Source organism: Leisingera sp. ANG-Vp (genome assembly GCF_000813725.1).
In the GTDB taxonomy this organism is placed as follows: domain Bacteria; phylum Pseudomonadota; class Alphaproteobacteria; order Rhodobacterales; family Rhodobacteraceae; genus Leisingera.
Map to the genome: position 1 here is coordinate 25,211 of NZ_JWLD01000022.1, position 23,816 is coordinate 49,026.

The following is a 23,816-nucleotide window of genomic DNA, read 5'->3' on the forward strand; positions in this document are numbered from 1 at the left end:
GACTTGAAAAACAAAGAACGTTTACCCTTTTGCCATCCCCTGGTCCGCCAGGAGAGTTTTAAGGGAGGAAAAAATGAAATCTGTTTTGAAGGCCGCCGTGGCCGGACTGGCGCTTGCTGCTGCGGGCAGCCTGGCAAACGCAACCGAGCTGCGCCTGTCGCATCAATGGTCCAATAAGGACATCCGCCATCAGGTCGCTCAGATTGTCGCCGACGAGGTGGCTGCTGCGGATGTGGATCTGAACATCAAGATCTTCGGCTCGAAATCGCTGTTCAAGCCGCGCGAGCAGTATAAGCCGCTGAGCCGCGGCCAGCTGGACATGACGGTGCTGCCGCTTTCATACGCCGGCGGCCAGCAGCCTGCCTATAACCTTACCCTGATGCCGGGACTGGTGAAAAACCACGATCACGCGGCGCGCCTGAGCGACTCGCCCTTCATGGAGGCGCTGGAGGCCAAGATGGCCGAGGATGGTGTGATGGTGCTGGTGCATGGCTACCTGGCAGGCGGTTTTGCCGGCAAGGACAAGTGCATCACCAAGCCCGAGGACGTGAAAGGGTTGCAAACCCGGGCAGCCGGCAAGTCGTTTGAGCAGATGCTGGCCGGTGCAAGTGCATCGATTGCTTCAATGGCGTCTTCCGAGATCTACAACGCTATGCAGACCGGAGTCTTGCAGGCGGCCAATACCTCTTCTTCGTCCTTCGTCTCCTACCGGATCTACGAGCAGGTCAGCTGCTACACCCCCGCAGGCGATGTGGCTCTGTGGTTCATGTATCAGCCGCTCTTGATGAACAAGCGCACCTTCGACGGCCTCAGCGAAGACCAGCAAAACGCCTTGCTGGCGGCCTCGGAAAAGGCGCAGGCCTTCTATCTGGAAGAGGCCAAGAAGCAGGACGCCGCCTCGGCCAAGATTTTTGCCGATGCCGGTGTCGAGATTGCCGAGATGTCGGCGGAGGACTTTGAAGCCTGGCGCAAGCTGGCGATGGAGACCTCCTACCAGAAGTTCGTCGATGAGGTTCCGGACGGGCAGACACTGCTCGACCTGGCGCTGGCAGTTGAGTGACCCCCTCGCCTGACTGCCGCCGGAGCGGCCCCTGCGCCGCTCCGCTCCCCCTCAACTTCTTCAACAACGGGAGGCGATGATGGCCAGCCAAAGCAATGCAGCCATTGCCCATGCCGGCAACAATCCCTTTCTTCGCCTGGTCGCGGCGCTTTCGACCCTTGCGGGCTGGTGCTCGGCCGGCATGATCGTCGCCGCGGTCGCCATCACCTGCCAGATGATCGTGGTGCGTTTTGTGCTGAACGGCTCCACCATCTGGCAGACCGAGGCCGTAATCTATTTGATCATCGCAGCCACTCTGGTGGGGCTGCCTTATGTGCAGCGCCTGCGCGGCCATGTGAATGTTGACCTGATCCCGCTGTCGCTGGCGCCGCGCGGGCGCTTTGCCTTGGCGGTGCTCACCTCAGGGCTCTCAATCGTCATCGTCGCGATCATGCTCTGGTACGGCTTTGAGTACTGGCATTTCGCCTGGGAGCGCGGCTGGCGGTCGGACACCGTCTGGGGCGTGCGCCTGTGGATCCCCTACCTCGCGATCCCTGTCGGGTTCGGCCTGCTGCTGCTGCAACTGATTGCAGATCTGGTGGCCGTGCTGACCGGCATCGATAAACCCTTTGGACTGGAGTAAAGCCGATGGACCCGCTTCTGCTTGGCGGCATTGTGGCGCTGGCCACCATTCTCGTACTGTTCTCCGGCGTCTCCGTGGCCATTGGCCTGCTGATTGTCTCCGCCGGTTTCCTGATCACCTTTGACGGTCCCCGCTCGCTGGAGCTGATGCCGGAAATCCTGTTCGGCAAGCTCGACAACTTCGCGCTGCTGTCGATCCCGATGTTCATCATCATGGGCGCCTCGATCGCCTCCACCCGGGCTGGCGCCGACCTTTATGAGGCGCTGGAGCGCTGGCTCACCCGCATTCCCGGCGGGCTGGTGGTTTCGAACCTTGGCGCCTGCGCCCTGTTTGCCGCCATGTCCGGCTCCTCGCCTGCAACCTGTGCCGCCATCGGCAAGATGGGCATCCCGGAAATGCGCAAGCGCGGCTATCCGGATGGCGTGGCAGCCGGCTCCATCGCTGCGGGCGGTACTCTGGGCATCCTGATCCCGCCCTCGGTTACCATGATCGTTTACGGCATCGCCACTGAGACCTCGATCGGCCGCCTGTTCCTGGCCGGGGTGATCCCGGGGCTGATGCTGGTCGGCCTGTTCATGGCCTGGTCGCTCTATTCGACTTGGCGTTCAGGCGATGCCACCCGCCTTGGCTCGGGCAGCTACACCTGGAGCCAGCGGTTTGAGATCCTGCCCCGCGTTCTGCCTTTCCTGGCGATCATCCTCGGCGTGCTCTACGCCATGTACGGTGGCATCGCCACGCCGTCGGAAACCGCTGCGGTTGGCGCGCTCCTCTGCCTGATGATCGCGATGATTATCTACAAGCTGTGGAATCCGCGCGATCTGTGGGTGGTACTGCGCGACAGCACCAAGGAAAGCGTGATGATACTCTTCATCATCGCTGCCGCCGGTGTGTTCTCCTACATGCTGTCCTCGCTGTTCATCACCCAGGCGATTGCCGAATGGATCGGCACGCTGGATGTGAACCGCTGGGTGCTGATGGGAGCGGTCAACGTCTTCCTGCTGATCGCCGGCTTCTTCCTGCCGCCGGTTGCGGTGATCCTGATGGCGGCGCCGATCCTGCTGCCGATCATCACCACTGCTGGCTTCGACCCGATCTGGTTTGCTGTGGTGCTGACCATCAACATGGAAATCGGCCTGATCTCGCCGCCCGTCGGCCTCAACCTCTATGTGATCAATGGCATTGCTCCGGACATTTCGCTGAAGACCATCCTCACCGGCTCGCTGCCCTTCGTGGCCTGCATGGCGGTGGCAATTGTCCTCCTCTGCCTGTTCCCGGGCCTGGCCACCTGGCTGCCCGACCTGGTGATGGGAGCGGCGCTATGACCCTCTTTGCTGATCTCCTGTCCACGGTGTTCGAGCGGCGCCAGCGTCGCGAGACCGCCGCGGAGCCGGACGGCCGCCCGCTGGAGGAGCTGGCCAGCGCGCTGGTCGGCTCCACCGGGGAAACCTCGGGGCTGGCTTTGGCAGAGCAAATCCTGACCCGCTTTGCCGCGCTGGAGGACGAGGGCAAATCCGCCTTCTTCCGCCAGCTGGCCAGCGGCATGAACATCGCGCCCGAAACTGTCCGTAAAACGCTGGAGGCCTACGAGAAGAACACCTCCAAGGACACCTACCGCGCTTTCATGGAGGCCTCTGAGCCGCGCCGGCAGGAGCTGATACGCCGCCTGAACCGGGTGCCCAATGCCACCGGCGCGCTGGTGCGGATGCGGGCGGACCTGCTGCGGCTGGGCCGGGGAGAGCCAGAGCTGGAGGCGCTGGATCTCGATTTCCGCCATCTCTTTGCAAGCTGGTTCAACCGCGGTTTCCTGGTGCTGCGCCCGATCAGCTGGGAAAGCCCGGCGCATATCCTGGAAAAAATCATCGCCTACGAGGCGGTGCATGCCATCGGCAGCTGGGACGACCTGCGCCGCCGGTTGGAGCCCTCGGACCGGCGCTGCTTTGCCTTCTTCCACCCGTCAATGCCGGACGAGCCGCTGATCTTTGTCGAAGTGGCCCTGACCAAGGGCATTCCTGTCTCGGTGCAGGCGCTGCTGACCGAGGACCGCGAGGCGATGCCCGCCGAAGACGCCACCACCGCGGTGTTCTACTCGATCTCCAACTGCCAGGCCGGGCTGGCCAGCATCTCCTTCGGCAACTCGCTGATCAAGCAAGTGGCGAGCGATCTGGCGGCCGAGCTGTCGGGGCTTGATACTTTCGTCACCCTCTCGCCCATCCCCGGCCTGACCAAATGGGTGAAACAGGAAGGGCTGCGTTGGAATGAGGAAGACCCGGAAGAAATGCGCGCCACCGCCGCCCGATACCTGCTGACGGCCAAGGGCAAGGGCGGGCTGCCCTATGACCCGGTCGCCCGCTTCCACCTGGGCAACGGCGCCATCGTGCATGCGGTCCACGCCGATGCAGACACCTCGGACAAGGGCCGCGCCCAGTCCGGCAGCACCATGGTCAACTACCTCTACGACCTCAAGAAAACCGCCCAGAACCACGAGCACTTCGCCGCCACCCAACAGGTCGCGGCCTCCGCCGAGGTGCAATCCCTTGCGGCATCCGCCAGTGCACAGGCTTAAGAAAGGCAAAACCCCATGGTAAATCCATTGTTTGACCGGCTTTTCGGCATCCACGCTGGCAAGGCCACGCCCTTCCTGCATCTGCTGAACGGCGAAGTGATCACCCATCAGGACTTCCTCGGCATGGCTGCCCAGATCGCCAATGTCCTGGCCCAGACCGGGCTGAAGCCGGGCGACCGGGTGGCGGCGCAGGTGGAGAAATCTCCCGAGGCGCTGGCGCTTTATGCCGCCTGCGCACAGGCCGGGCTGATCTTTCTGCCGCTGAACACCGCCTACACCGCCGATGAACTCACCTATTTCATCGAAAACAGTGGTGCATCAGTGGTGATTTGCGATGCTCGCAGCGAGGTCACTCTAGCCCCCATCGCCAGCGGTCTCGGCGCCGGGATCGAGACGCTGAACGCCAACGGTTCCGGAACTTTGATGGACCAGGCCGCTGCTATGCCCCTCTCCTATGCCACGGTTGACCGGGATGGCGATGATCTTGCCGCCTTCCTCTACACCTCCGGCACCACCGGCCGCTCCAAGGGGGCGATGTTGACCCAGAACAATCTCTTGTCTAATGCCGAGACCCTGGCACAGGAGTGGCGGTTCACTAGCGATGACGTGCTGCTGCACGCGCTGCCGATCTTCCACACCCACGGGCTGTTCGTGGCCACCAACGTGACCCTGGCGGCGGGCGGCAGCCTGATCTTCATGCCGAAATTCGACCTCGACGCGGTGTTGCAGCACATGCCGCAGGCGACCAGCCTGATGGGGGTGCCGACTTTCTACACACGGCTTTTGAGCGATGATCGCTTCACCCGTGAGCTCACGCAGCATATGCGCCTCTTCGTTTCCGGCTCAGCGCCTCTGCTGGCGGAGACCCATGTCCAGTTCGAAGAGCGAACCGGCCACCGGATCCTCGAACGCTACGGCATGACCGAGACCAATATGAACACTTCCAACCCGTTTGAAGGCGACCGCCGTGCAGGCACCGTTGGCTTCCCGCTGCCCAGCGTCGAGCTGAAAATCACCGACCCGGCCAGCGGCGAGACCCTGTCGCAAGGGGATGTCGGCCAAATCGAAGTGCGCGGCCCCAATGTTTTCAAGGGCTACTGGCAGATGCCGGAGAAGACCGCCGCGGAACTGCGCGAAGACGGGTTCTTCATCACAGGAGACCTCGGCAAGATCGACGGAGACGGCTATGTCCATATCGTCGGCCGCAACAAGGATCTGATCATCTCGGGTGGCTACAACATCTATCCCAAGGAGATTGAGCTGATGCTGGACGACCAGCCCGGCGTGCTGGAAAGCGCTGTCATCGGTGTGCCGCACCCGGATTTTGGCGAGACCGTGCTGGGTGTTGTCATCGCTGAGCCCGGCCAGTCTCCCGATCTGGACGCCATGATGGAGGCTGTGCGCCAGGCGCTGGCCCGCTTCAAGCATCCGCGCCAGCTGATCCTGCTGGATGAACTGCCCCGCAATACCATGGGCAAGGTCCAGAAGAACATTCTGCGCGACCAGTACAAAGACATGTTTGCGTCCTGACACTCCTCTCCCTGGGCAGGCGCCTCGGCTTTGCGGAGCGTCCGCCGCCTTTTTCACCGGAGAAACTCACTATGCCGAAATACAACAACATTCTGGTCCCGGTCTCTTTTGAAGCCGGCCGCAATGCCGCCCAAGCGCTGGAAATCGCTGACGCCATCCGCGCCAGCGGCGGCCGGATCACCGTGCTGCACGTGCTGGAGCAGCTGCCGCAATATGCCAGCGACCAGCTGCCGGAGGACCACATGGAAACCGCGCGCTCAACCGTCACTGGAAAACTTGCCCCCCTGGCAAGAGACTTGCGGGATGCGGAGATCGTGGTGGTGGAAGGCCACAGCGCCCGCAGCATCCTCGATTACGCCGAAGAGAACGCGAAGGATTGCATCGTCCTGGCCAGCCATCGACCAGGAATGCAGGATCTTTTCCTTGGTTCCACAGCTGCACGCGTCGTGCGCCAGGCACGGTGCTCAGTTCACGTAGTCCGGTGAAGGCTTGCCTTTCGGGGAAGCCGCATCGTGACGCGTCATTTCGGCCACCGGCCGGTGTCGGACAGGTCGAGTCAATTAACCCGGAACGGTGAACGCGAGTTTGCAATGGTTGCCTTCGTGCTCAAAGCTGACGCATAATCACAACAACCAGATGAGCCAGATCCTCTCTTAGCTCAGACAGCCATCTGTCCCAATATCCCTGACGACGGACACGTTTCTTCGGCCTTCCGAAATGCTGCGCAATGCACGAACTGTTGAATCGTAAAAGCTGCGCTGCGGCGTTCGGCCAGCCTCAAGGCGTCAACCAGGTGTGTTTGCAGGCTTCCGCAAACTCCAGTTCCAGCGTTAAGCTGCCGTTATCTGTGCGCTACCACGCGTTTAAATGACTGCGGAGAGGGCAGGTGGGATACTGCGGTTGCCTGCTCCTGCAACCAACATCTCCCGCGAGATGCAGGCAGACACACATCCCCTTCGTCAGGCTGTATGCGTTTGGCGCTAAGTTGCTAATGGTTTTTGTTATAGTTTAGAGTGCTCTGCCGCAACGCGGCTGCTTTCCTGCGAAGTGCCGAGCGACAGGATACCCGAAATTCGGGTGAGAGCTCAATCAATGATGCATTTCATGGAAACCTAGCTTGAAGCAGACTTTATCTTGTTGCCTTTGGGAACGGGTCGTCTTGGAACGGGTGCACGGGGCGGCCTTATCTTGACCAGTGCGGCTGGCAGTCACCGTCCAGCCGACGTGCCATACGGAAGGTGGTAATGCCGTGATATCCCGGATGGGCGCGTCCGCCAGTGATTTCAAACCCCAGGGCGCGGAATTTGGCCTGGTTCTCCACCAATGCGGTGCGGGTTTCCAGCACCAGATGGCTTTTGCCGCGCTGACGGGCGAGGGTGGCGGCGCAGCTGATCATCCGGCGGGCCAGCCCGCCGCCCATGTAATCTGATTGAATGGCAAACCGGCCCAGGAACAGTGCGTTCTCCTGTTCCTTCAGGAACAGGCAGCCGGCCAGCCGGTTGCCTTCTATGGCAATCATCAAGTGCTCGCTTGCGGCCCGCTGCGCTAAGTCTGCTGCGGTGCAGCAGTAGACGGTGCTGGGCGGGTCGACCCTGCCAACAGTGCGGGCAAACGCGTGGCGCAACAGCCCCAGCAAGCCAGGCCAATCGTCGAAATTTTCGGGATTGAGCGTGATCTTTACTCCTTTGTCATCCGCCAGAGCTTCAGCTGCGGCGGGTGCCGGGGTGTCTGCGGGACTGGTATTCAACGGGAGCAATGCCAAATTTCCTTTTAAAGTTGCGGGCAAAGGCGGAAGTGCTGGCAAAGCCGCAGGCGGCGGAAATCGCCGGCAGCCGGTAGTCGGTTTCGCTCAGCAGTTTACGGCCGCGTTCCAGGCGCAGATCGCGGTAGTAATGCGCGGGAGTGCGGCCGGTGTGGTTGCTGAACAGCCGCTCCATATGGCGGCGCGAGATGGCTGCACGCCGGGCGACTTCCTGCAAAGGCAAGGGGTCTTCCAGATTTTCGGCCATAATGCCCGCGGCCTTCACCAGATGCGGGCTGCGGCTGCCGAGCACATAGGAAAGCGAGCTTTGCGGCCGCTCCTGCCCGCTGCGCAGGCCTGCATGGACGCACATGTCTGATACGGTCCGGGCAAAGCGCTGGCCGTGGTGGGTGGCAATCAGGTGCAGCGACAGGTCCAGCGCTGCTGTGCCGCCGCTGCAGGTAAGAATCTGGCCATCAGCACAGAACAGCTGGTCCTGCGGCTCCAGTTCTGGGAAGCGTTCGCAAAAGCCCAGACGGTCCTCCCAATGTAGGGTGAAGCCGCCGGATTTCAGCAGGCCTGCCTCGGCCAGCATCCTGGTGCCGCCAGAGACGGCGCCAACTGTGCCGCCAAACCGCGCTTTGCGCCGCAGCCAACTGATTACAGGGTCTTGCGCGGTCTGCTGCGTTGCGGAGCCTGCAACGATGAGGGAGTAATCGGCCTGCGGAGCATTGGAGAGCGGCCCGTCAACGGCCAGTTCAGTGCCGTTGGAGCAAGTTACGCTGCCGCCGTCTTCGGACACTGTGTGCCAGGTGTAAAGCGTCTGTGCCACCAGCTGATTGGCAATCCGGAGGGGTTCGATTGCCGAGCTGAAACTAAGCATGGAAGCGCCGGGCAGAAGGAAGAACGCAAAAGACTTTTGCGCCAGGTCCCGGGGGAGAGAGGGGGCGGGCGCCAGCACATTGCCATTGCCAGATCCGGCGCTTCCAGCTGAGCACGGCCCCAAGGAGCCAGGGGGCCGTGCAGAGAGATTCCGGTCAGCCTTCATAATCGCTGAGGGTGAAGAACAGGGTATCGCCGATTTCGCAGAGCGCTGGCGTGCGTTTGCAGAACACCACGCCGCCTTTGTTGAAATGCAGCTCTTCCGGCTTTTCCCACGGCTCTTTCAGGTTCCAGATGTAGCCTGCCAGCTGGCCGTCTTCGACCACATCGCCCAGGTTCACAACCGGCTCGAACATGCCGTCCTTGCCTGCAAAGATATAGTGGTCGCCGGTCTGCATCGCCTTGAGCGCAACCTTGTGCTCGGGCTCGGGCAGGTGCTCATCTTTGACGAAGAGGCCCATTTCCCGCATGCAGCGCTTCATGCCGTTGAAGCCGAATTCGCGGATCCAGGGGCGGATCTTGCCGGCCCCGCCGAGTTCGGTGGAGAGATAGATCTTGTCCTGGGGCAGGATCTCGCCAGACAGGGTGGTTTCATGCACCCGGTCGCCGACGATGCCCAGCGGCGCGCCGAACAGCTCCAGGAACTTCATCTGCATCGCGTCCTTCTGGGCGTCGCCCATCAGACGGATTTTCACCGAGGGGTGGTGGTCGATTGACTTGCCGGCCGAGTGCAGGTCAAAGAAGGCGTCGCCGCGCGGCACGATGTGATTGGTGATGTACCAGGCGATCATCTCGGTCGGGGAGCCGTACTGGTTGCCCGGGAACATCCGGTTCAGGTTGGCTTCGCCGGTCCAGTCCAGCGGCGAGGTGCGGCGGCCGGCATAGAAGGCGGGCGCATTGGCTGCGGGCAGGAAGATGATCTGGCCTTTGATGTCCTCGGGCTCCAGCTCCTGATAGAGGCCGTTGCAGATCGAGACACCTTCGTATTCGTCGCCATGGTTGGCGCCGATGATCACGGCAACCGGGCCGTCGCCGTTTTTGATCGACATGATCGGCATCGGCAGCCAGCCATAGGCCGAGCGGTCGGAGGAGAACTGGATGCGCACGTAGCCGTGCTGCTTGCCTTCGGCGTCCAGATCGATCTCGCATGAAGGTGCGAGGGAGACTTTGGGGCAGGGCATGGGAATATTCCTTCTTTTTATGCCGCTTGAGCTTGGGATTGGAGTTTGCGCCAGGCCGCGCCGAGCTTGGCGATGCCGTCCTTGATGTCGTCCACCGTGATGAAGCTGTAGGCCATGCGGATGCAGTTGCCGGGATCGTCATTGGGGAAGCTGAGGCGGCCCGAGGAGACCTCGACGCCTTCCGCGATGCCCAGTTCGACCAGCCGCTCGGCATCGGTGCCTTCGGGCAGGGTCGCCCAAAGGAAATAGCCGCCTTTGGGGGCCTTGATGATGGCTTCGGGGATGTGTTCGGCAAAGGCTTCGATCATCGCGTCGCGGTGGATGCGCATCTGGTGGATCATCTCGTCGATGTGATGCGCCATCTTGTTGGACTGCATCAGCTGCACCACGATCCGCTGTGCAAAGGCGTTGGAGCCGCCATCGGCCTTTTGCATCGCCATGCGGCGGATCACGCCGGCGTCGCCGATCGCCCAGCCGACGCGCAGGCCAGGGGCGAGGATCTTGGACACGGTGCCGAGGCTGATCACATGGCCGGTGGTGTCCAGGGATTTGATTGAGGGGATCACGTCACCCTCAAAGCGGATACGGCGGTAAGGGTCGTCCTCGCAGATCACGAAGTTATAGCGCTGCGCCAGTTCCAGCATCTTTTTGCGGCGCGCCAGCGAGGTGGTGACGCCGGTCGGGTTGTGGAAGTCCGGCACGTCGAACAGGAGCTTGGGCATCGCTTCCGCGTTGTTTTCCATCCGCTGCAGTTTTTCTTCCAGCTCGTCGGCGCAGAAGCCTTCCTCATCCTGACCGATGTCCAGGAAGCGCACATTGTGGGTGCGCATGATGTGGACAGCAGTCATATAGGTCGGGCGGGTGACGATCACGGTGTCGCCTGCCTCGCAGAAGGTGCGCAGGGCAAGATCAAAGGCGCTTTTGGAGCCGTAGGTGACCAGCACGTTCTCGCGGCTGGCCTTGATGCCGTCCTCGGCCACAAAGTTGCAGATCTCGTCGCGCAGGTCATCGAGGCCCATCAGCGGCGCGTATTGCATGGCTTCTTCGCGCAGGGGGCCCACGGCCTCGGTCGCCTCGCACACCACGTCGGGCAGGCAGGGCGGGTAGGCGGCGCCGGAATTCAGGGCGATAGTGCCCGGCGCGTGGTCAAACACCGATTTGCCAAGAATGGCAGAGCGGCGGGCGAATCTGAAATCAGTCATTGTCTTTCCAGTCAGGTTCAGGATGCGGCGGCCATGCGGGCGGCGGTAAAATCCTCGATCGCGGCCCCCACGGATTTGAAAACGGTGATTTGGCTGTCCGAGGTGCGCGGCTGCGCCTCGCCGCGGCACAACTCGGCCATGTCGCCCACGATGTCAGCGCGGGTGATGGTGCCCTCAGCAAGCGGCTGGGTGATGTCGCCGGCCTCAGCCATGGCGCCATCATAGGTGTCAACGATGATGCCGCCGGCGGCGCGTTTCAGCGCCTCGCTGTCGGCCTCGCGCATCTCAGTCGTGAAGCCGCCGACCAGATCCAGATGCGCGCCGTCTTTCAGCAGAGCCCCTTTGATCAGCGGCTCATTGGTGATGGTGGCGGCGGCGATCACATCTGCCTCGGCGACGGCGGCGTCTAGATCGGCGGCCACAGTGACGGCCTCGTCGAACTGACCGGCCAGCGCCTGGGCCTGCTCGGGGCGGCGGGCCCAGATCTTGACCGTTTCATAGTCGCGCACCGCGCAGTGGGCCGGGATCAGGTTTCCTGCGATGGTGCCCGCGCCGACGATCAGCAGCGATTTTGCATCTTTGCGCGCCATCTGATCTGCGGCGAGGGCAGAGGTGGCGGCAGTGCGCCGCGCGGTCAGCTCGCCGCCTTCCATCACCGCCTCGGCCTGGCCGGTCACCGCATCGAACACCATCACGCTGGCGTTCACCGCGGGCAGATTGCGGGCTGAGTTGCCCGGGGCGATGAACAGGATCTTCACCGCCAGCTTGCCGCCTTCCTCCCAGGCGGGCATTGCCAGGAAAGTGGCGTCCGGCTCGCCCGGCACCGGCACGGCATGCGAGGTGCGCAGGGGCTGCGAGACGCCTTTGGCAAAAGCCTCCTTCAGTTCGGAAATCAGCGCAGCCCAAGGCAGGGCGGCCTGCATGTCGCTGTCGGTGAAGAGTTTCAACTGGCTATCCTCCCGCTGCCGGTTTTGTCGGATAATATATTATCTAGTATCAAGCGGCGTCAAGCGTTGTGACTGCCCGCGCAAAAGCGCCCGCCCGGCCCTGCACAGCAAGGCCGGGCGGGCGTTCGCCTGCGGATAGAGTTGGGATGCCGTTTTGAGAATCAGCCTTGCGGGATTGCGGATTCGATCCTGTGATTCTCCGGGGCGCCGCCTGTTTCGGCAGATGGTGCGGCTGAGGAGGGGTTGCGCTGAGAGGCCCTGTTTTCTTGGGCAATTGGCCCTTTGCAGATGCTGCTTCTGCCAATTCGCAGAAAATTCTTGCTCTGAATAATATATTATCTAGTATGACGGCACGCAAACACAGCTCGTGTAAGGTACGACATGACAGCCCCATACGCAGATTTCACCAAAGAAGAGTTCGAAGCGCGCTACGCCAAAACCCGTGCGCTGATGGCCGAGAAGAACCTCGACGCCATGCTGATCACCGAACGTCTGAACTATCAGTATTATACCGGCCACCGCTCGGAGCAGTGCGCCGTGGACAAGATCCGCTCCTACATGTTCATCCTGCCCAAGGATGGCGACCCGACCCTGATCACCATGCCCTTCGAAGTGGCGCAGGTGGAGCAGACCTCCTTCATCACCGATATCCGCACCACTGGCGGGCTGATGGGCCATCCGGAATTCATCATTGGTGTGCTCAAGGACCTGGATCTTTCCAAGGCGCGCATCGGCGCCGAACTGGGCCGTGAGCAGTATCTGGGTATTTCCTACCTGGGCCTGCAGGAAGTGATGAAGGGCCTGCCGGAGGCGCAGTTCATCGACGCCGCCGACATCATCCTGAAGGTGCGCAACGTGAAGTCGCCGCAGGAAATCGAATACCTGCGCCGCGCCTCGATCATCTCGGCCGAAGCGCAGAAGAAGACCTTCCAGGAGGTGCGCGCGGGCATGACCGAAAACGAGGTCGCCCAGATCCTGCGCCAGAACCTGATTGCCAATGGCGCCGAGAAGATCTCGCTGCTATGCGTGCTGTCCGGTGCTAACGAAAAGGGCATTGTGCTGCTGCCGACCGACCGGGTGATCCAGAAGGGTGAGACCCTCGGCTTCGATGTGGGCGTCAGCTACAAGGGCTACTGGTCCGACCTGGCCCGGACCGCGTCAATCGGCAAACCCTCGGATGCGCTCAGCGAATTCTACACCTGGGCGATGCAGCTGCGCCATGACTGCAACATGCAGCTGACCGCGGGCAACACCCCGGCGCATGTGATCGAAGTGGTCGATAAATACCTGTCCGAGCGCGGCCTCAAGACCATGGGCGTCGGCCGGGTCGGCCACGGCGTTGGCATCGAGACCACCGAATACCCGTCGCTGGCCGCGTTTGAGGACATCCAGTTCGAAGTCGGCAACGTCTTTGCCTGCAACCCGAACTTTTCGAACGAGCTGGGATTCATCAACGCCGAGGACAACTGGGCGGTGACAGAAGGCGAGCCGGACCTGCTGTCGGCTCCGGTGGCTGAATGGGAGATCCCGGTCATCGAAGCCTGATGAAGATGTGAACCATGGGCGTCACGGGAAAACCGTGGCGCCGCACCAAGGGAGGACACAATGGAATTCAACAAACTGCGCCGGACACTGCTCAAGACAGTGGCGGCTGCTGCATTGGCCGGAGTGCCCGCGATGGGCCTGGCCGAGACGCTGGAGGACCGCGGCAAGGCGGATGGTCTGCGCGTTGCCTATTACAACTTTGCCCCCTTCGCCTATGTCGATGGCGACGGCAAGGTGATCGGCGAGCAGGTGGAAATCCTGCGCCATGTGCTGGGCGAAATGGGCCTGAGCATCGCCTCTGAAACCTCGACCGAATGGGGCAACCTGATACCGGGGCTGAAGGCGGACCGGTTCGATATCGTGGCGGCAGCGATGTTCGTTACGCCCAAGCGCTGCAACGAGGTGGCGTTTTCCGAGCCGACCTTCGGTATCCAGCAGGCGCTGGTGGTGAAAAACGGCAACCCTTCGGGCCTGGCGGAATATGAAAGCGTGCGCGAAGCGGGCGTGACGATGGCTGCGATCTCCGGCACTGCACAGGTCGACTGGGCCAAGAGCGTTGGCGTCGAAGAGGCTAGCATCATGCAGGTGCCGGATACGCCGACCGGACTGGCGGCTGTGCGCGCGGGCCGGGCGGATGCTTTTGCTATTGATGCACCCGGCGCGCGCCTGGCGGTGGCCAGCAATGAGGGCGGCGAGTTTGAGATGCTGCAGCCCTTTGCCGAGGTGGACGGCAAGCCTGCCAGCCCGCATGGCGCCTATGCAGTGCGCCCGGATGAGACGGCTTTTGTCGCGGCGTTCAACGCCAAGCTGGCCGAATACATCGGCACGCCGGAGCACCTGAAGATCATGGAAGCGCATGGACTGCAGCCCAGCGAGCTGCCGTCGCGCAGCACCGCCGATCTTTGCAAAGGCTAACCCGGGAGGGGCCTGCGGGCCCCCTCCGCTGACTGCTCAAGGCCGGAAGATGACGATGCAAGACCAGACCCCGCTGACAGAGACCGTGCTGGGCAACAGCCCCGGCCCGTTCCGCGTGGGCGTGCTGGCGCTGGCCAATGATCAGGTGATTGAGCGCGACCTGGCGCGGCTTCTGCCGCCGGAGGTGCTGACGTTCACCACCCGCATCGCCTTTGGCGGCGATTGCACGATGGAGCAGCTGGCAAAGATGGCGCCGCAGCTGGCAGAGGCTGCACAATTGCTGAATCCGGAAGTGGCCTTGGATGCGGTCATTTTCGGCTGCACGTCGGGCACGATTGCGATCGGCCCGGAGACAATCCGCGATGCCATCCAATCCGTGCGTCCCGGCGCCTTGGCAGTGAACCCGGTAGAGGCCGCTTCAGGTGCGCTGCGCCACCTGGGCTCGCGGCGCATCAACCTGGTGACGCCCTACGAACCTGAAATCGCTGCCCGCATGGCGGCGCAGTTTGAGGCGGCGGGCTTTGCCATCAACCGCAGGTATGACTTCGGCATCACTGCCTCGGAAGACATCAGCCGGGTCCAGCCTGAGGCGATCCTTGAAGCGGCCGCCCGGCTGGGCGGGGAGGGGGCGGAGGCTACCTTTATCTCCTGCACGGATTTCCAGTCTCTGGACGTGCTGGAGCGGATTGAAACCAAGACCGGGATTCCGGCGGTGTCCAGCAACCAGGCAATGGCCTGGGACATTCTGGCGTCGCTGGGGGTTGCGAACGGCGTGCCGGGATATGGCCGGCTGCTGAGCGGCATACCGAGCTGACGACACAATAAAACAGGGAGAAAACTCATGACATTCAACAAGATCCGCAGAACCGTGCTGAAAGGCGCCCTGGCGGCAAGCGTGGCAATGCTGCCCGCAATGGCGGCCCATGCCGAAAGCCTGATGGACCGCGCCAAAGGCGAGGGCCTGCGCGTCGCCTTCTACAACTTCAAGCCATATGCTTATAAGGATGACAGCGGCAATCTGACGGGCACCGATGTGGAAACCCTCCGCGCTGTGCTGGACGCGATGGGCGGCAAGATCGCCGAGGCGAAATCCACTGATTGGGGCGCGCTGATCCCTGGTGTCAAAGCCGACCGTTTCGACGTGGTGGCCGCCGGCATGTTCGTCACCCCCAAGCGCTGCGCCGAAGTGCAGTTTTCGGAGCCGACCTTTGGCATCCAGCAGGCGATGGTGGTGGCCAAGGGCAATCCCAAAGGCGTCACCAATTATGAATCCGTGGCCGATCAGGGGCTGAAGATCGGTGTGGTCTCGGGCTCAGCCCAGAAAGGCTATGCCGAGGCGGTGGGCCTAAGCGACGCCAGCATCTCGCAGCTGCCCGACAACCCGACCGGGGTGGCTGCCCTGCGCGCAGGCCGCATCGACGCCTGGGCGGTCTCGGCCCCCGGCGTGCGCCAGATCATTGCCAGCCTGCCGGATGCGCCGATTGAATCGACCGCGCCCTTTGCCGAGGTGGCAGGTTCGGCAGCGGTTTCGCACGGTGCCTTTGCTTTCCGCCCGGAAGACGCGGAGTTTGTTGCGGCCTTCAATGCTGAGCTGACAAAATTCATCGGTTCCGACGCGCATATCGCGCTGCTGCAGGAACACGGCATGACCGCCGATGAGCTGCCGATCAGCGCCACTGCCGAGCTCTGCGGCAGCTAAGACCAACAGCCTCCTCCGGCTCCGGACCCGGGGGAGGCATGACGGATGGGGAGGGCCGGATGGTACCAAGAATAGCCATTGTCATTGGCTTGGCCGCCTTTTTGGCGGGCCTGTCGGTGGCGACTTTTGCCGAGCTGAAGATGTTTCTGCCCGCGATCCTGAAAGGCGCGGTGGTGACGGTTCAGATCTCGGTGCTGTCCTGGCTTGTCTTTATGGCAATGTCGCTGATTGCCGGTGTCGCCCGGGCCCGGTCAACCGGCCCGGTGCTGTGGCTGGCCGTTGGATACATTGAGATTTTCCGCGGCACCTCGCTGCTGGTCATTCTGTTCTGGCTGTTCTTCGTAATGCCCGAATTCGGCCTTACCATGTCGCCGGTGCTGGCGGGTGTGCTGGGCATTGGGCTGAACTTCGGTGCCTATGGCGCGGAGATCGCCCGCGGTGCCATTGGCGCAGTCCCGCGCGGCCAGACCGAGGCGACCATTGCCCTCAACATCTCGCCCTGGAACCGGATGACCCGGATCGTCCTGCCGCAGGCCATCGCCATCATGATCCCCGGCATGGTCAACCTGACAATCGAGCTGATCAAGGCGACCGCGCTGGTCTCGGCCGTTACATTGGTCGACATCACCTATGCCAGCGTGCAGCAGAACCAGCTGCATTTCCGCACCGTGGAGATCTTCGCGATCACGCTGATGCTGTATTACTGCTTTGCCCAGTTCGTGCGCTTTGGCGGCGACGCATTGGAAGAGCGCTTCTCCCGCCACCTGAGCAAAAGGGTCTGAGCCATGGACTGGAGATGGGATTTCACATTCGACGTGGTGCTGCCCAAGATGTGGGAAGCCGCAGGCGTCACCGTCTGGGCCACGGTTGCAAGTTTTGTGCTGGCGCTGATCGGCGGTCTGATCCTGATGCTGCTGAAGACGCACCGCTCGCCCTGGATCAGCAGGCCGGCCACCGAGTTCATCGAGTTCATCCGGGCCACGCCCCTCCTGGTGCAGATCTTCTTTCTGTTTTTCCTGCTGCCCGATTTCGGCATCACCCTGCCGCCGCTGACCACCGGCATTCTGGCCATCGGCATCTATAACTCGGCCCTCTGCGCCGAGGTCTACCGGGCCGGGTTTCAGGCCGTGCCCAAAGGCCAGTGGGAGGCCTGCATTGCGCTGAACCTTTCGACCTACCGCACCTTTAGGGATGTGATCATCCCGCAGTCGCTGCCGCCGATCGTGCCTGCGCTGGGCAATTACTTGGTGGCGATTTTCAAGGAAACGCCGCTGCTGTCCTTCGTGGCGGTTGCGGAAATCATGCAAATCTCCAAGCTGATCGGCGCGGAATACTACCGCTTTACCGAAGCCGTCACCATTGCCGGGATCTTCTTCCTGGTGATGAGCCTGATCGCCGCCTTCCTGATCCGCCTGGTTGAGAACTACGTCAAGAGGAGCATCCTGCATTGACCCATCCCATGATCCAATTCGACAAGGTACTGAAAGCCTATGGCGCGCTGCAGGTTCTGAAGGATCTCGATTTCAGTGTGGACAAAGGCGAGGTGGTTTCGATCATCGGCCCCTCCGGTTCCGGCAAGACCACGGTGCTCAGGGTGCTGATGACGCTGGAGGGGATCCAGGGCGGCACCATGTATGTGAACGGCGAGCCGCTGAACCGGATGCAGAAGAACGGCACGCTGGTGGATGCCAGCAAGGCGCATGTGCGCCGGATCCGTTCGAAGATCGGCATGGTGTTTCAGAACTTCAACCTGTTCCCGCATATGACGGCGCTGGAGAACTGCATCGAGGCACCGGTGCACACGCTGGGCCAGGCGAAGGCCGAGGCGAACGAAGAGGCGATGCGGCTGCTGACCATGGTCGGGCTGGCCGACAAGGCGGGCCATTACCCCAGCCAGCTGTCGGGCGGCCAGCAGCAGCGGGTGGCGATTGCCCGTACCCTGGCGATGCACCCGGAAATCCTGCTGTTTGACGAGCCGACCTCGGCGCTGGACCCGGAAATGGTGGGCGAGGTGCTGGAAGTGATCCGCGATCTGGCCAAATCAGGGCGCTATACCATCCTGCTGGTCACCCACCAGATGGGCTTTGCCAAGGAAGTGTCCGACCGGGTGTGCTTCTTTGACGGCGGCCGCATGGTCGAGCAAGGGGCGCCGGATCAGCTGTTCGACAACCCGCAGAACGCGCGGCTGCAGCAATTCCTGTCCAAGGTGCTGGAGGCGGGGTGAGCCGGGCTGTGGCATATCCTCTGCCGGAGGGTGTCCTGCCCGATGCGGTGGCGCTGCGTCGGGCGCTGGCGCAGGGGGCACTCTCCGCGCGCGCAGCGCTGGAGAGCTGTTTCGCGGCCATCGACCGGGCAAACGGCATCCTGAACGCGGTGGTCTATCAGGACCGGGCCGGGGCGCGTGCGGTTGCTGATGCTTGTGATGCGGCGCCTGCGCCCATCGGGCCGCTGCATGGGGTGCCGGTGACGGTGAAGGAGTGCTTTGACTGGCATGGCCATCCTACCACCTGGGGTGATCCGGCCCGGACGGATGACATTGCCGCCGAGGATTCGGCCGTGGTGGCGGCACTGAAACGGGCCGGAGGGGTGATCCTCGGGAAGACCAATATCCCGCCGTACCTGTCCGACTGGGAAACCGCCAACCCGCTGTTCGGGGCCACCCGCAACCCGCATGATCCGAAGCGCAGCGCGGGCGGGTCGTCCGGCGGGTCGGCAGCGGCGGTGGCTTCGGGCATGTCTTACATCGACATCGGCAGCGACCAAGGCGGCTCGATCCGCCTGCCGGCCCATAACTGCGGCGTGCATGGGCTGAAGCCGAGCTGGGGGTGGATTTCCCTTCGCGGCCACAGCCCCTTGGGCGAGCTGCGGGAGCCGGATATCGGCGCGGCAGGGCCGCTGGCGCGTTCAGCACGGGACGCGGCACTGGTCTATTCGGTTCTCAGCGGCGACGCTGGGGAGGCTGCAGTGGACATCGAAGAGCTGCGGATTGCGCTGCTGCCCGATTTGCCTGGCTGCCCGGTTGATGACTGCTACCGCACCGCCATAGAAATGTTTGCCTGCCGGTTGCGCTGCGCCGGTGCCGAGGTTGCGGAAACCGCACCGGAGATAGATTTTACCCGCGCAACCGAGCTGATGAACCTGCTGGTGCGGGCGGAAACCGCGCGCAAGGCGGAACTGGCGGCAGAGTTCCGTGCCCGCCAGGGCGCTGACGCCCCCGCAGGCGCCTATGCGGCGCTGAATGAACGCGGCAATGCGCTGAGCCACCGCGATTGGCTGGTGCTGCATGAAGAAAGGCTGCAGCTGTGCCGCAAGCTTAAGGGCTTTTTCGCAGACTCCGACCTGCTGCTCTGCCCGGCGGCAGCCGGGGCAGCGGCACCTCTGCGCCCAGATTGCGATGTCACCGCCCGCACAGTGGTGGTGAACGGGCGCGAAGAACCCATACTCAAGCAGCATATGCTGCACATGCTGGGCAGCCTGTGCTATCTGCCCGCGCATGTGATGCCAATCGGGGGGCTGCCTTCCGGCCTGCCGCTTGGTATTCAGCTGATTGGCGCTTTGGGGCAGGACCATAAGGTCCTGGCGGCGGCCGAGGCCTTTGGCCGCCTGGAATGTGACGAATAGGTACGGTGGATCATGAAGAACATCCTCAACTACGGTGATGGCCCCAAGGCGATCTATGAAGTGCTGAAGCAGCAGATCATTGCAGGCGAATTGAAGGCCGGGGAAGAGCTGAAGATCATGCCGCTGGCCAAGGAGATGGACATCTCCATCGTGCCGCTGCGCGAGGCGATCCGGATGCTGGCGGCGGAAAGCCTGGTGGAGCTGCGCCCGCGCCGCAGCCCGATCATTGCCAAGATGAACGAGCGCGAGCTGATCGAGATGAACCAGATCCGCGGCGCGCTGGAGCCGATTGTGCTGGCCGATGCGGTGCCGCGTCACACCGAGGCGACCATCGCCGCCTGCCAGGCGCTGATCGAGCAGGATGAGCGCTCCACCGACCTGTGGGAAAAGGTGGAGCTGAACCGCCAGTTCCACCTGGCGCTGCTCGAGCCCTCGATCATGAAGCGCTCGCTGGCGATTATTGGCGACCAGTATGACGGCATCGCCCGCATCACCCAGTTCCGGGTGGTCGATCACGGCGGCATGGTCGGCAAGCATAACTTCGAGCATGAGGCGATCCTGGATGCGGTCCGGGTGGCCAATGTGGAAAAGGCGGTGGTGCTGATGACCCGCCATATCGATCACGCAACAGTGCGTGCCAAGCACGAGCTGAGCCAAGCGGTGGAGGCGGGCCCGGCTGCGGGCGGCTCCGCTGCGCAAGCGACCAAGGGCTGATCCAGCCCTCAACAGGGAAGACAACAGATGAAGACCTGCGACTATGTCGTGGTGGGAGCCGGCAGTGCCGGCGCCATCATTGCTGCACGCCTTGCGGAAGACCCCTCGGTCTCTGTCCTGCTGCTGGAGGCGGGGCCGAGGGACAGCAGCCCCTTGTTCCATGTCCCGGCGGCGATGCGCTATGCCTACAACGCGCCGAAGTACAATTGGAACTACGAGACCGAGCCGGAGCCGTTCCTGAACAACCGGGTGCTGGTGCAGCCGCGCGGCAAGGTTCTGGGCGGCTCAAGTTCGATCAACGGCCAGCTGTACCTGCGCGGCCACCCGATGGATTACGAGGGCTGGGCAGAGGCGGGCGCACGCGGCTGGTCTTATGCCGACGTGCTGCCCTATTTCAAACGGCTGGAAACCCGGGTGGATGGCGCCAGCGACTACCGCGGGGGCGAGGGCAGGGTTCGCGCTTCGACGATGGGTGCGGACAATCCGCTGACCCAGGCCTTCCTGCAGGCGGGCAGCGAGGCGGGATATCTGCGCACCGATGATGTGAACGGCGGCCAGCAGGATGGCTTTGGCCTGCTGCCCAAGAACGTGGCCGATGGCCGCCGCTCCTCCACCGCGCACTGCTACCTGCGCAATCCGTCTGCCAACCTGACCATCGAGACCGGCTGCCATGTGCGCAGCATCGTGATGGAAGGGCGCAAGGCCACCGGCCTGCGGATGGTGCAGAACGGTCAGGAGGTGGCGGTCAAGGCCAACCGCGAAGTGATCCTGTCGGCGGGCGCCTTCAACAGCCCGATGATCCTGATGCACTCCGGCATCGGCCCCGCGGCGCAGCTGCGCGGGCAGGGGATTGAGGTGCTGCACGACCTTCCGGGCGTGGGCGAGAACCTGATGGACCACCCGCTGACCTCGCTGCAGGTGGCCTGCACCCAGCCGGTAACCCTCTACAAGCATCTGAACCTGTTCTCGCAGGCGAAGGGCGTGCTGGACTGGCTTCTGACCCGTAAGGGGCTGCTGGCCAATAACCACTTCGATGCGGTGGGTTTTGTGCGTACCAAGGCGGGGGTGCGCTTCCCCAACCTGCAGATCGCCTTGTTCCAGATCGCGGTGGCCGAGGGTTCGGCGGATTTTGTCAAGGAACACGCATTTCAGCTGCAATTTGCCAACCAGCGCCCGCAAAGCCGCGGCTATGTTCGGCTGGCGTCAAACGATCCCTTCGCCGCGCCGCGCATCCGTTACAACATGCTGGAGCACCCAGAAGATGTGGAGGAACTTAAGGCCGGCTTCCGCCTCAGCCGCGAGCTGGTGCAGCAGCCCTCGCTGGCGGCCTTTACCGGCAAGGAGATTTTCCCCGGCTCAAAAGTCGAAAGCGATGCGGATCTGGAAGCCTGGCTGCGCGAGACCTGCCATTCCTCCTATCATCCCTGCGGCACCTGCAAGATGGGCAGCGATCCGATGGCGGTGGTCGATCCCGAATGCCGGGTGCATGGGATCGAAGGGCTGCGGGTTGCAGATGCCTCGGTGATGCCCATCATCCCCTCGGCCAACCTCAACTGCCCGTCGATGATGATCGGCGAGAAGGCCGCGGACATGATTGCCGGCAAGGACCCGCAGCCGCCGTCGAACCTGCCCTATTACAGCGATCCGAACTGGGAAACCTCCCAGCGCTAAGGCGGTTGTAAGGCTTTCTGAGACGTCTTTGACCATCCGCCCGGCGGCAACGCCGGGCAGCGCCCGACCCGCCCCATGGGCGGGCGCTGCCCTAGTCCCATGACTGCAGGTGTCCGGCCTGTTTGCGCACAAAAAGAGGGCGCCCGGTTGGGCGCCCTTTCCAGTCGGGGGAGTTTCCGGCCTATTGCGCAGCCGCCGTCAGCCGCGGGAAGAGATACTCCTTCACTGCGGCTTCTCCTCCAACGCAGCCCAGCCCGCTCTGCTTAATGCCGCCAAAGGGCACGTCGATATATGCGGTCGTCAGCTGGTTCACCGCGACGCTGCCGACCTGCAGCCGGGCACCAACGGATTCGGCTTCAGCCTGATCGGGTCCATAGACATAGCCGGACAGCGCCAGCTCGCAGTTGTTGGCCTCGGCAATCACCGCTTCAAGGTCGTCATAGGGGGTGATGCAGGCAATCGGGCCAAAGATCTCCTCGCGCAGGCCCAGGGCGTCCCAGGGCACATCGGCAAAGACCTTGGGCGAGACCCAATTGCCGCCTTCCTGCGGTGCGGGGTCATTCACGATGGCGGTTGCGCCCTTGGCCATGGCATCTTCGGCAATCCGCTGCATTGAGGCGACGCGCTCGGTGGTGGCCAGCGGCCCCATGGTGGTCGCGTCTTCCAGCCCGTGGCCCAGAACCAGATTGCGCACATAGGCACCGGCGGCCTCGGCAAAGGCATCATGCTGGGCGCGGTTCACGAAGATCCGGTTCGGTGCGGTGCAGACCTGGCCTGCGTTCCAGAACCGCTTGGAAATTAGCGCTTTGGCGGCGGCTTCCACATCTGAACCCGGCAGCACAATGGCGGGTGCATTGCCGCCCAGTTCCAGTGTGCAGCGCATGATCTCGGCACCGCATTGCGCCGCCAGTTGGCGGCCCACCCGCACCGAGCCGGTATAGGACAGATGCCGGGTGGCGGGGTGCTTGATCAGCGCCTCCGACAGCACCGCCGAAGACCCCATCAAGAGGTTCACTGCGCCCTCCGGCAGGCCCGCCTCATGCATCAGACCGATCAGCCGGGCCACCGAGGCCGGGGTGGAGTTGTTGGCGATCACCACCGCGGTGCAGCCCGCCGCCAATGCTGGCGCCAGGTGCACGGCTGCGGTCTCAACCGGGAAGTTCCAGGTGGTGATGATGATCACCGGCCCGGCCGGGATCATGTCGATGGTGCGGTTGGTGCCCTTGTCGGGGCGCTCATAGCGGAACGCCATGGTTTCCGCGAGTGAGGCGAAATGCTCGAACATCTCGACCACTCCATCCATCTCCATCCGTGCTTCGGCCAGCGGCTTACCCTGCTCTGCGGTGATCAGGCGCGACAGCTCTTCATGCGCCTCCTGTACCCGCTGAGCTATGGCGCCCAGCATCCGTGCCCGCTGCTTTGGCGGCAAGGCAGACCAGGCGGGGAAGGCCTTGGCCGCTGCGTCGGCTGCCAATCGGGCGTCGTCTGCAGTCGCGCAGACCACAGTCCCAATAGGTGCACCTGTTGAAGGGGATAGATTGTTGCGAATTTCACGATCAGCTGACGGCTGCCAAGTTCCGTTGATCAAAGGTGCGCAGTTTTGGGCCATCGAGGTTTCCTGAAGTCGTTCCGAGTTGCGGAAGAATAATATATTATATGGAGTGATGGAAGGGGAAATCAGCCAGTATGTGCGTGAATCCTGATCGGATCATTGAAAATGATATATTATAAAGGCATGGATGATTGGTTGTAAGGGCTGGCCGTATGGCTCACTCGGATCTTGAACTTGCAATCCGCAGTAATCAGCACGAACCCAGCAGCCCGGAAATCAAAGAAGAGCCTAGGTATCTGCTCCTTCTTGACTCTTCATCCTTGCTTGCCAGCGCCGCTTCAGCCCGGAGGGAAACGGTTCTTCTGCCCCGC

At 62.7% G+C, this 23,816-nt stretch carries 22 protein-coding genes; 16 read left to right on the forward strand and 6 right to left on the reverse strand.

The window, feature by feature from the left end:
- Positions 1 to 73 precede the first annotated feature (73 nt).
- The 6 genes from dctP (at position 74) to RA20_RS08820 (ending at position 6,260) form a co-directional block, all read left to right on the forward strand.
- Complete coding sequence (gene dctP, locus RA20_RS08795) at positions 74 to 1,060, forward strand: TRAP transporter substrate-binding protein DctP (protein ID WP_039126974.1); 987 nt, start codon at positions 74 to 76, stop codon at positions 1,058 to 1,060.
- 79 nt (positions 1,061 to 1,139) lie between these two features.
- Entirely contained in the window at positions 1,140 to 1,682 is a 543-nt protein-coding gene (locus RA20_RS08800; RefSeq protein WP_039127066.1) for a TRAP transporter small permease, read from the forward strand.
- A 5-nt stretch (positions 1,683 to 1,687) separates the two neighbouring features.
- Entirely contained in the window at positions 1,688 to 3,004 is a 1,317-nt protein-coding gene (locus tag RA20_RS08805; RefSeq protein ID WP_039126977.1) for a TRAP transporter large permease, read from the forward strand.
- A complete protein-coding gene (locus RA20_RS08810) occupies positions 3,001 to 4,245 on the forward strand; it encodes a malonyl-CoA decarboxylase (RefSeq protein ID WP_039126980.1) in 1,245 nt (414 codons plus the stop codon). The genes RA20_RS08805 and RA20_RS08810 overlap by 4 nt, the downstream gene beginning before the upstream one ends.
- Positions 4,246 to 4,260: 15 nt before the next feature.
- Positions 4,261 to 5,775 (forward strand): malonate--CoA ligase, encoded by a 1,515-nt coding sequence (locus tag RA20_RS08815; RefSeq protein WP_039126983.1) that lies wholly within the window; start codon positions 4,261 to 4,263, stop codon positions 5,773 to 5,775.
- 71 nt (positions 5,776 to 5,846) lie between these two features.
- Positions 5,847 to 6,260 (forward strand): universal stress protein, encoded by a 414-nt coding sequence (locus tag RA20_RS08820; protein ID WP_039126985.1) that lies wholly within the window; start codon positions 5,847 to 5,849, stop codon positions 6,258 to 6,260.
- A 698-nt stretch (positions 6,261 to 6,958) separates the two neighbouring features.
- Here the strand turns inward: RA20_RS08820 and RA20_RS08825 are convergent.
- From RA20_RS08825 to RA20_RS08845, 5 genes are all read right to left on the reverse strand, one after another.
- Positions 6,959 to 7,522, reverse strand: a complete 564-nt coding sequence (locus RA20_RS08825; RefSeq protein WP_052248897.1) for a GNAT family N-acetyltransferase — start codon at positions 7,520 to 7,522, stop codon at positions 6,959 to 6,961.
- Complete coding sequence (locus tag RA20_RS08830) at positions 7,479 to 8,399, reverse strand: GlxA family transcriptional regulator (protein WP_052248898.1); 921 nt, start codon at positions 8,397 to 8,399, stop codon at positions 7,479 to 7,481. The genes RA20_RS08825 and RA20_RS08830 overlap by 44 nt, the downstream gene beginning before the upstream one ends.
- A 154-nt stretch (positions 8,400 to 8,553) precedes the next feature.
- Complete coding sequence (locus RA20_RS08835) at positions 8,554 to 9,579, reverse strand: succinylglutamate desuccinylase/aspartoacylase family protein (RefSeq protein WP_039126989.1); 1,026 nt, start codon at positions 9,577 to 9,579, stop codon at positions 8,554 to 8,556.
- A 17-nt stretch (positions 9,580 to 9,596) separates the two neighbouring features.
- Positions 9,597 to 10,781: an aminotransferase-like domain-containing protein gene (locus RA20_RS08840; protein ID WP_039126991.1), complete on the reverse strand. Its 1,185-nt coding sequence runs from the start codon at positions 10,779 to 10,781 to the stop codon at positions 9,597 to 9,599.
- 17 nt (positions 10,782 to 10,798) lie between these two features.
- Complete coding sequence (locus RA20_RS08845) at positions 10,799 to 11,728, reverse strand: ornithine cyclodeaminase family protein (RefSeq protein WP_082017951.1); 930 nt, start codon at positions 11,726 to 11,728, stop codon at positions 10,799 to 10,801.
- A gap of 381 nt (positions 11,729 to 12,109) precedes the next feature.
- Here RA20_RS08845 and RA20_RS08850 point away from each other — a divergent pair, with 381 nt between their 5' ends.
- From RA20_RS08850 to RA20_RS08895, 10 genes are read left to right on the forward strand one after another with little or no spacing between them, the layout of a single operon-like run.
- Complete coding sequence (locus RA20_RS08850) at positions 12,110 to 13,273, forward strand: M24 family metallopeptidase (protein WP_039126994.1); 1,164 nt, start codon at positions 12,110 to 12,112, stop codon at positions 13,271 to 13,273.
- Positions 13,274 to 13,333: 60 nt separating this feature from the next.
- Positions 13,334 to 14,188, forward strand: a complete 855-nt coding sequence (ehuB, locus tag RA20_RS08855; protein ID WP_039126997.1) for an ectoine/hydroxyectoine ABC transporter substrate-binding protein EhuB — start codon at positions 13,334 to 13,336, stop codon at positions 14,186 to 14,188.
- 55 nt (positions 14,189 to 14,243) lie between these two features.
- Positions 14,244 to 15,002 carry a maleate cis-trans isomerase family protein gene (locus RA20_RS08860; protein WP_052248899.1) on the forward strand — a complete coding sequence of 253 codons (759 nt, stop codon included), beginning with the start codon at positions 14,244 to 14,246 and terminating at the stop codon, positions 15,000 to 15,002.
- Between the two features lie 27 nt (positions 15,003 to 15,029).
- The gene (gene ehuB, locus RA20_RS08865) at positions 15,030 to 15,887 is read left to right on the forward strand and encodes an ectoine/hydroxyectoine ABC transporter substrate-binding protein EhuB (protein WP_039126999.1); all 858 of its coding nucleotides are present in this window, start codon (positions 15,030 to 15,032) and stop codon (positions 15,885 to 15,887) included.
- A 59-nt stretch (positions 15,888 to 15,946) separates the two neighbouring features.
- Positions 15,947 to 16,669 (forward strand): ectoine/hydroxyectoine ABC transporter permease subunit EhuC, encoded by a 723-nt coding sequence (ehuC, locus tag RA20_RS08870; protein ID WP_206540096.1) that lies wholly within the window; start codon positions 15,947 to 15,949, stop codon positions 16,667 to 16,669.
- Positions 16,670 to 16,672: 3 nt separating this feature from the next.
- Positions 16,673 to 17,338, forward strand: coding sequence for an ectoine/hydroxyectoine ABC transporter permease subunit EhuD (gene ehuD / locus RA20_RS08875; RefSeq protein ID WP_039127002.1), 666 nt, complete (start codon positions 16,673 to 16,675; stop codon positions 17,336 to 17,338).
- Positions 17,335 to 18,111, forward strand: coding sequence for an ectoine/hydroxyectoine ABC transporter ATP-binding protein EhuA (ehuA, locus tag RA20_RS08880; protein WP_275041458.1), 777 nt, complete (start codon positions 17,335 to 17,337; stop codon positions 18,109 to 18,111). Before ehuD ends, ehuA begins: the two co-directional genes overlap by 4 nt.
- 8 nt (positions 18,112 to 18,119) lie before the next feature.
- A complete protein-coding gene (locus RA20_RS08885; protein ID WP_193748810.1) occupies positions 18,120 to 19,508 on the forward strand; it encodes an amidase family protein in 1,389 nt (462 codons plus the stop codon).
- A gap of 12 nt (positions 19,509 to 19,520) precedes the next feature.
- Complete coding sequence (locus RA20_RS08890) at positions 19,521 to 20,222, forward strand: GntR family transcriptional regulator (protein WP_039127008.1); 702 nt, start codon at positions 19,521 to 19,523, stop codon at positions 20,220 to 20,222.
- A gap of 27 nt (positions 20,223 to 20,249) precedes the next feature.
- Positions 20,250 to 21,893 (forward strand): choline dehydrogenase, encoded by a 1,644-nt coding sequence (locus tag RA20_RS08895; RefSeq protein ID WP_039127011.1) that lies wholly within the window; start codon positions 20,250 to 20,252, stop codon positions 21,891 to 21,893.
- Positions 21,894 to 22,074: 181 nt separating this feature from the next.
- Here the strand turns inward: RA20_RS08895 and RA20_RS08900 are convergent, their stop codons facing one another.
- The gene (locus tag RA20_RS08900; protein ID WP_082017953.1) at positions 22,075 to 23,502 is read right to left on the reverse strand and encodes an aldehyde dehydrogenase family protein; all 1,428 of its coding nucleotides are present in this window, start codon (positions 23,500 to 23,502) and stop codon (positions 22,075 to 22,077) included.
- Positions 23,503 to 23,816: the final 314 nt, after the last annotated feature.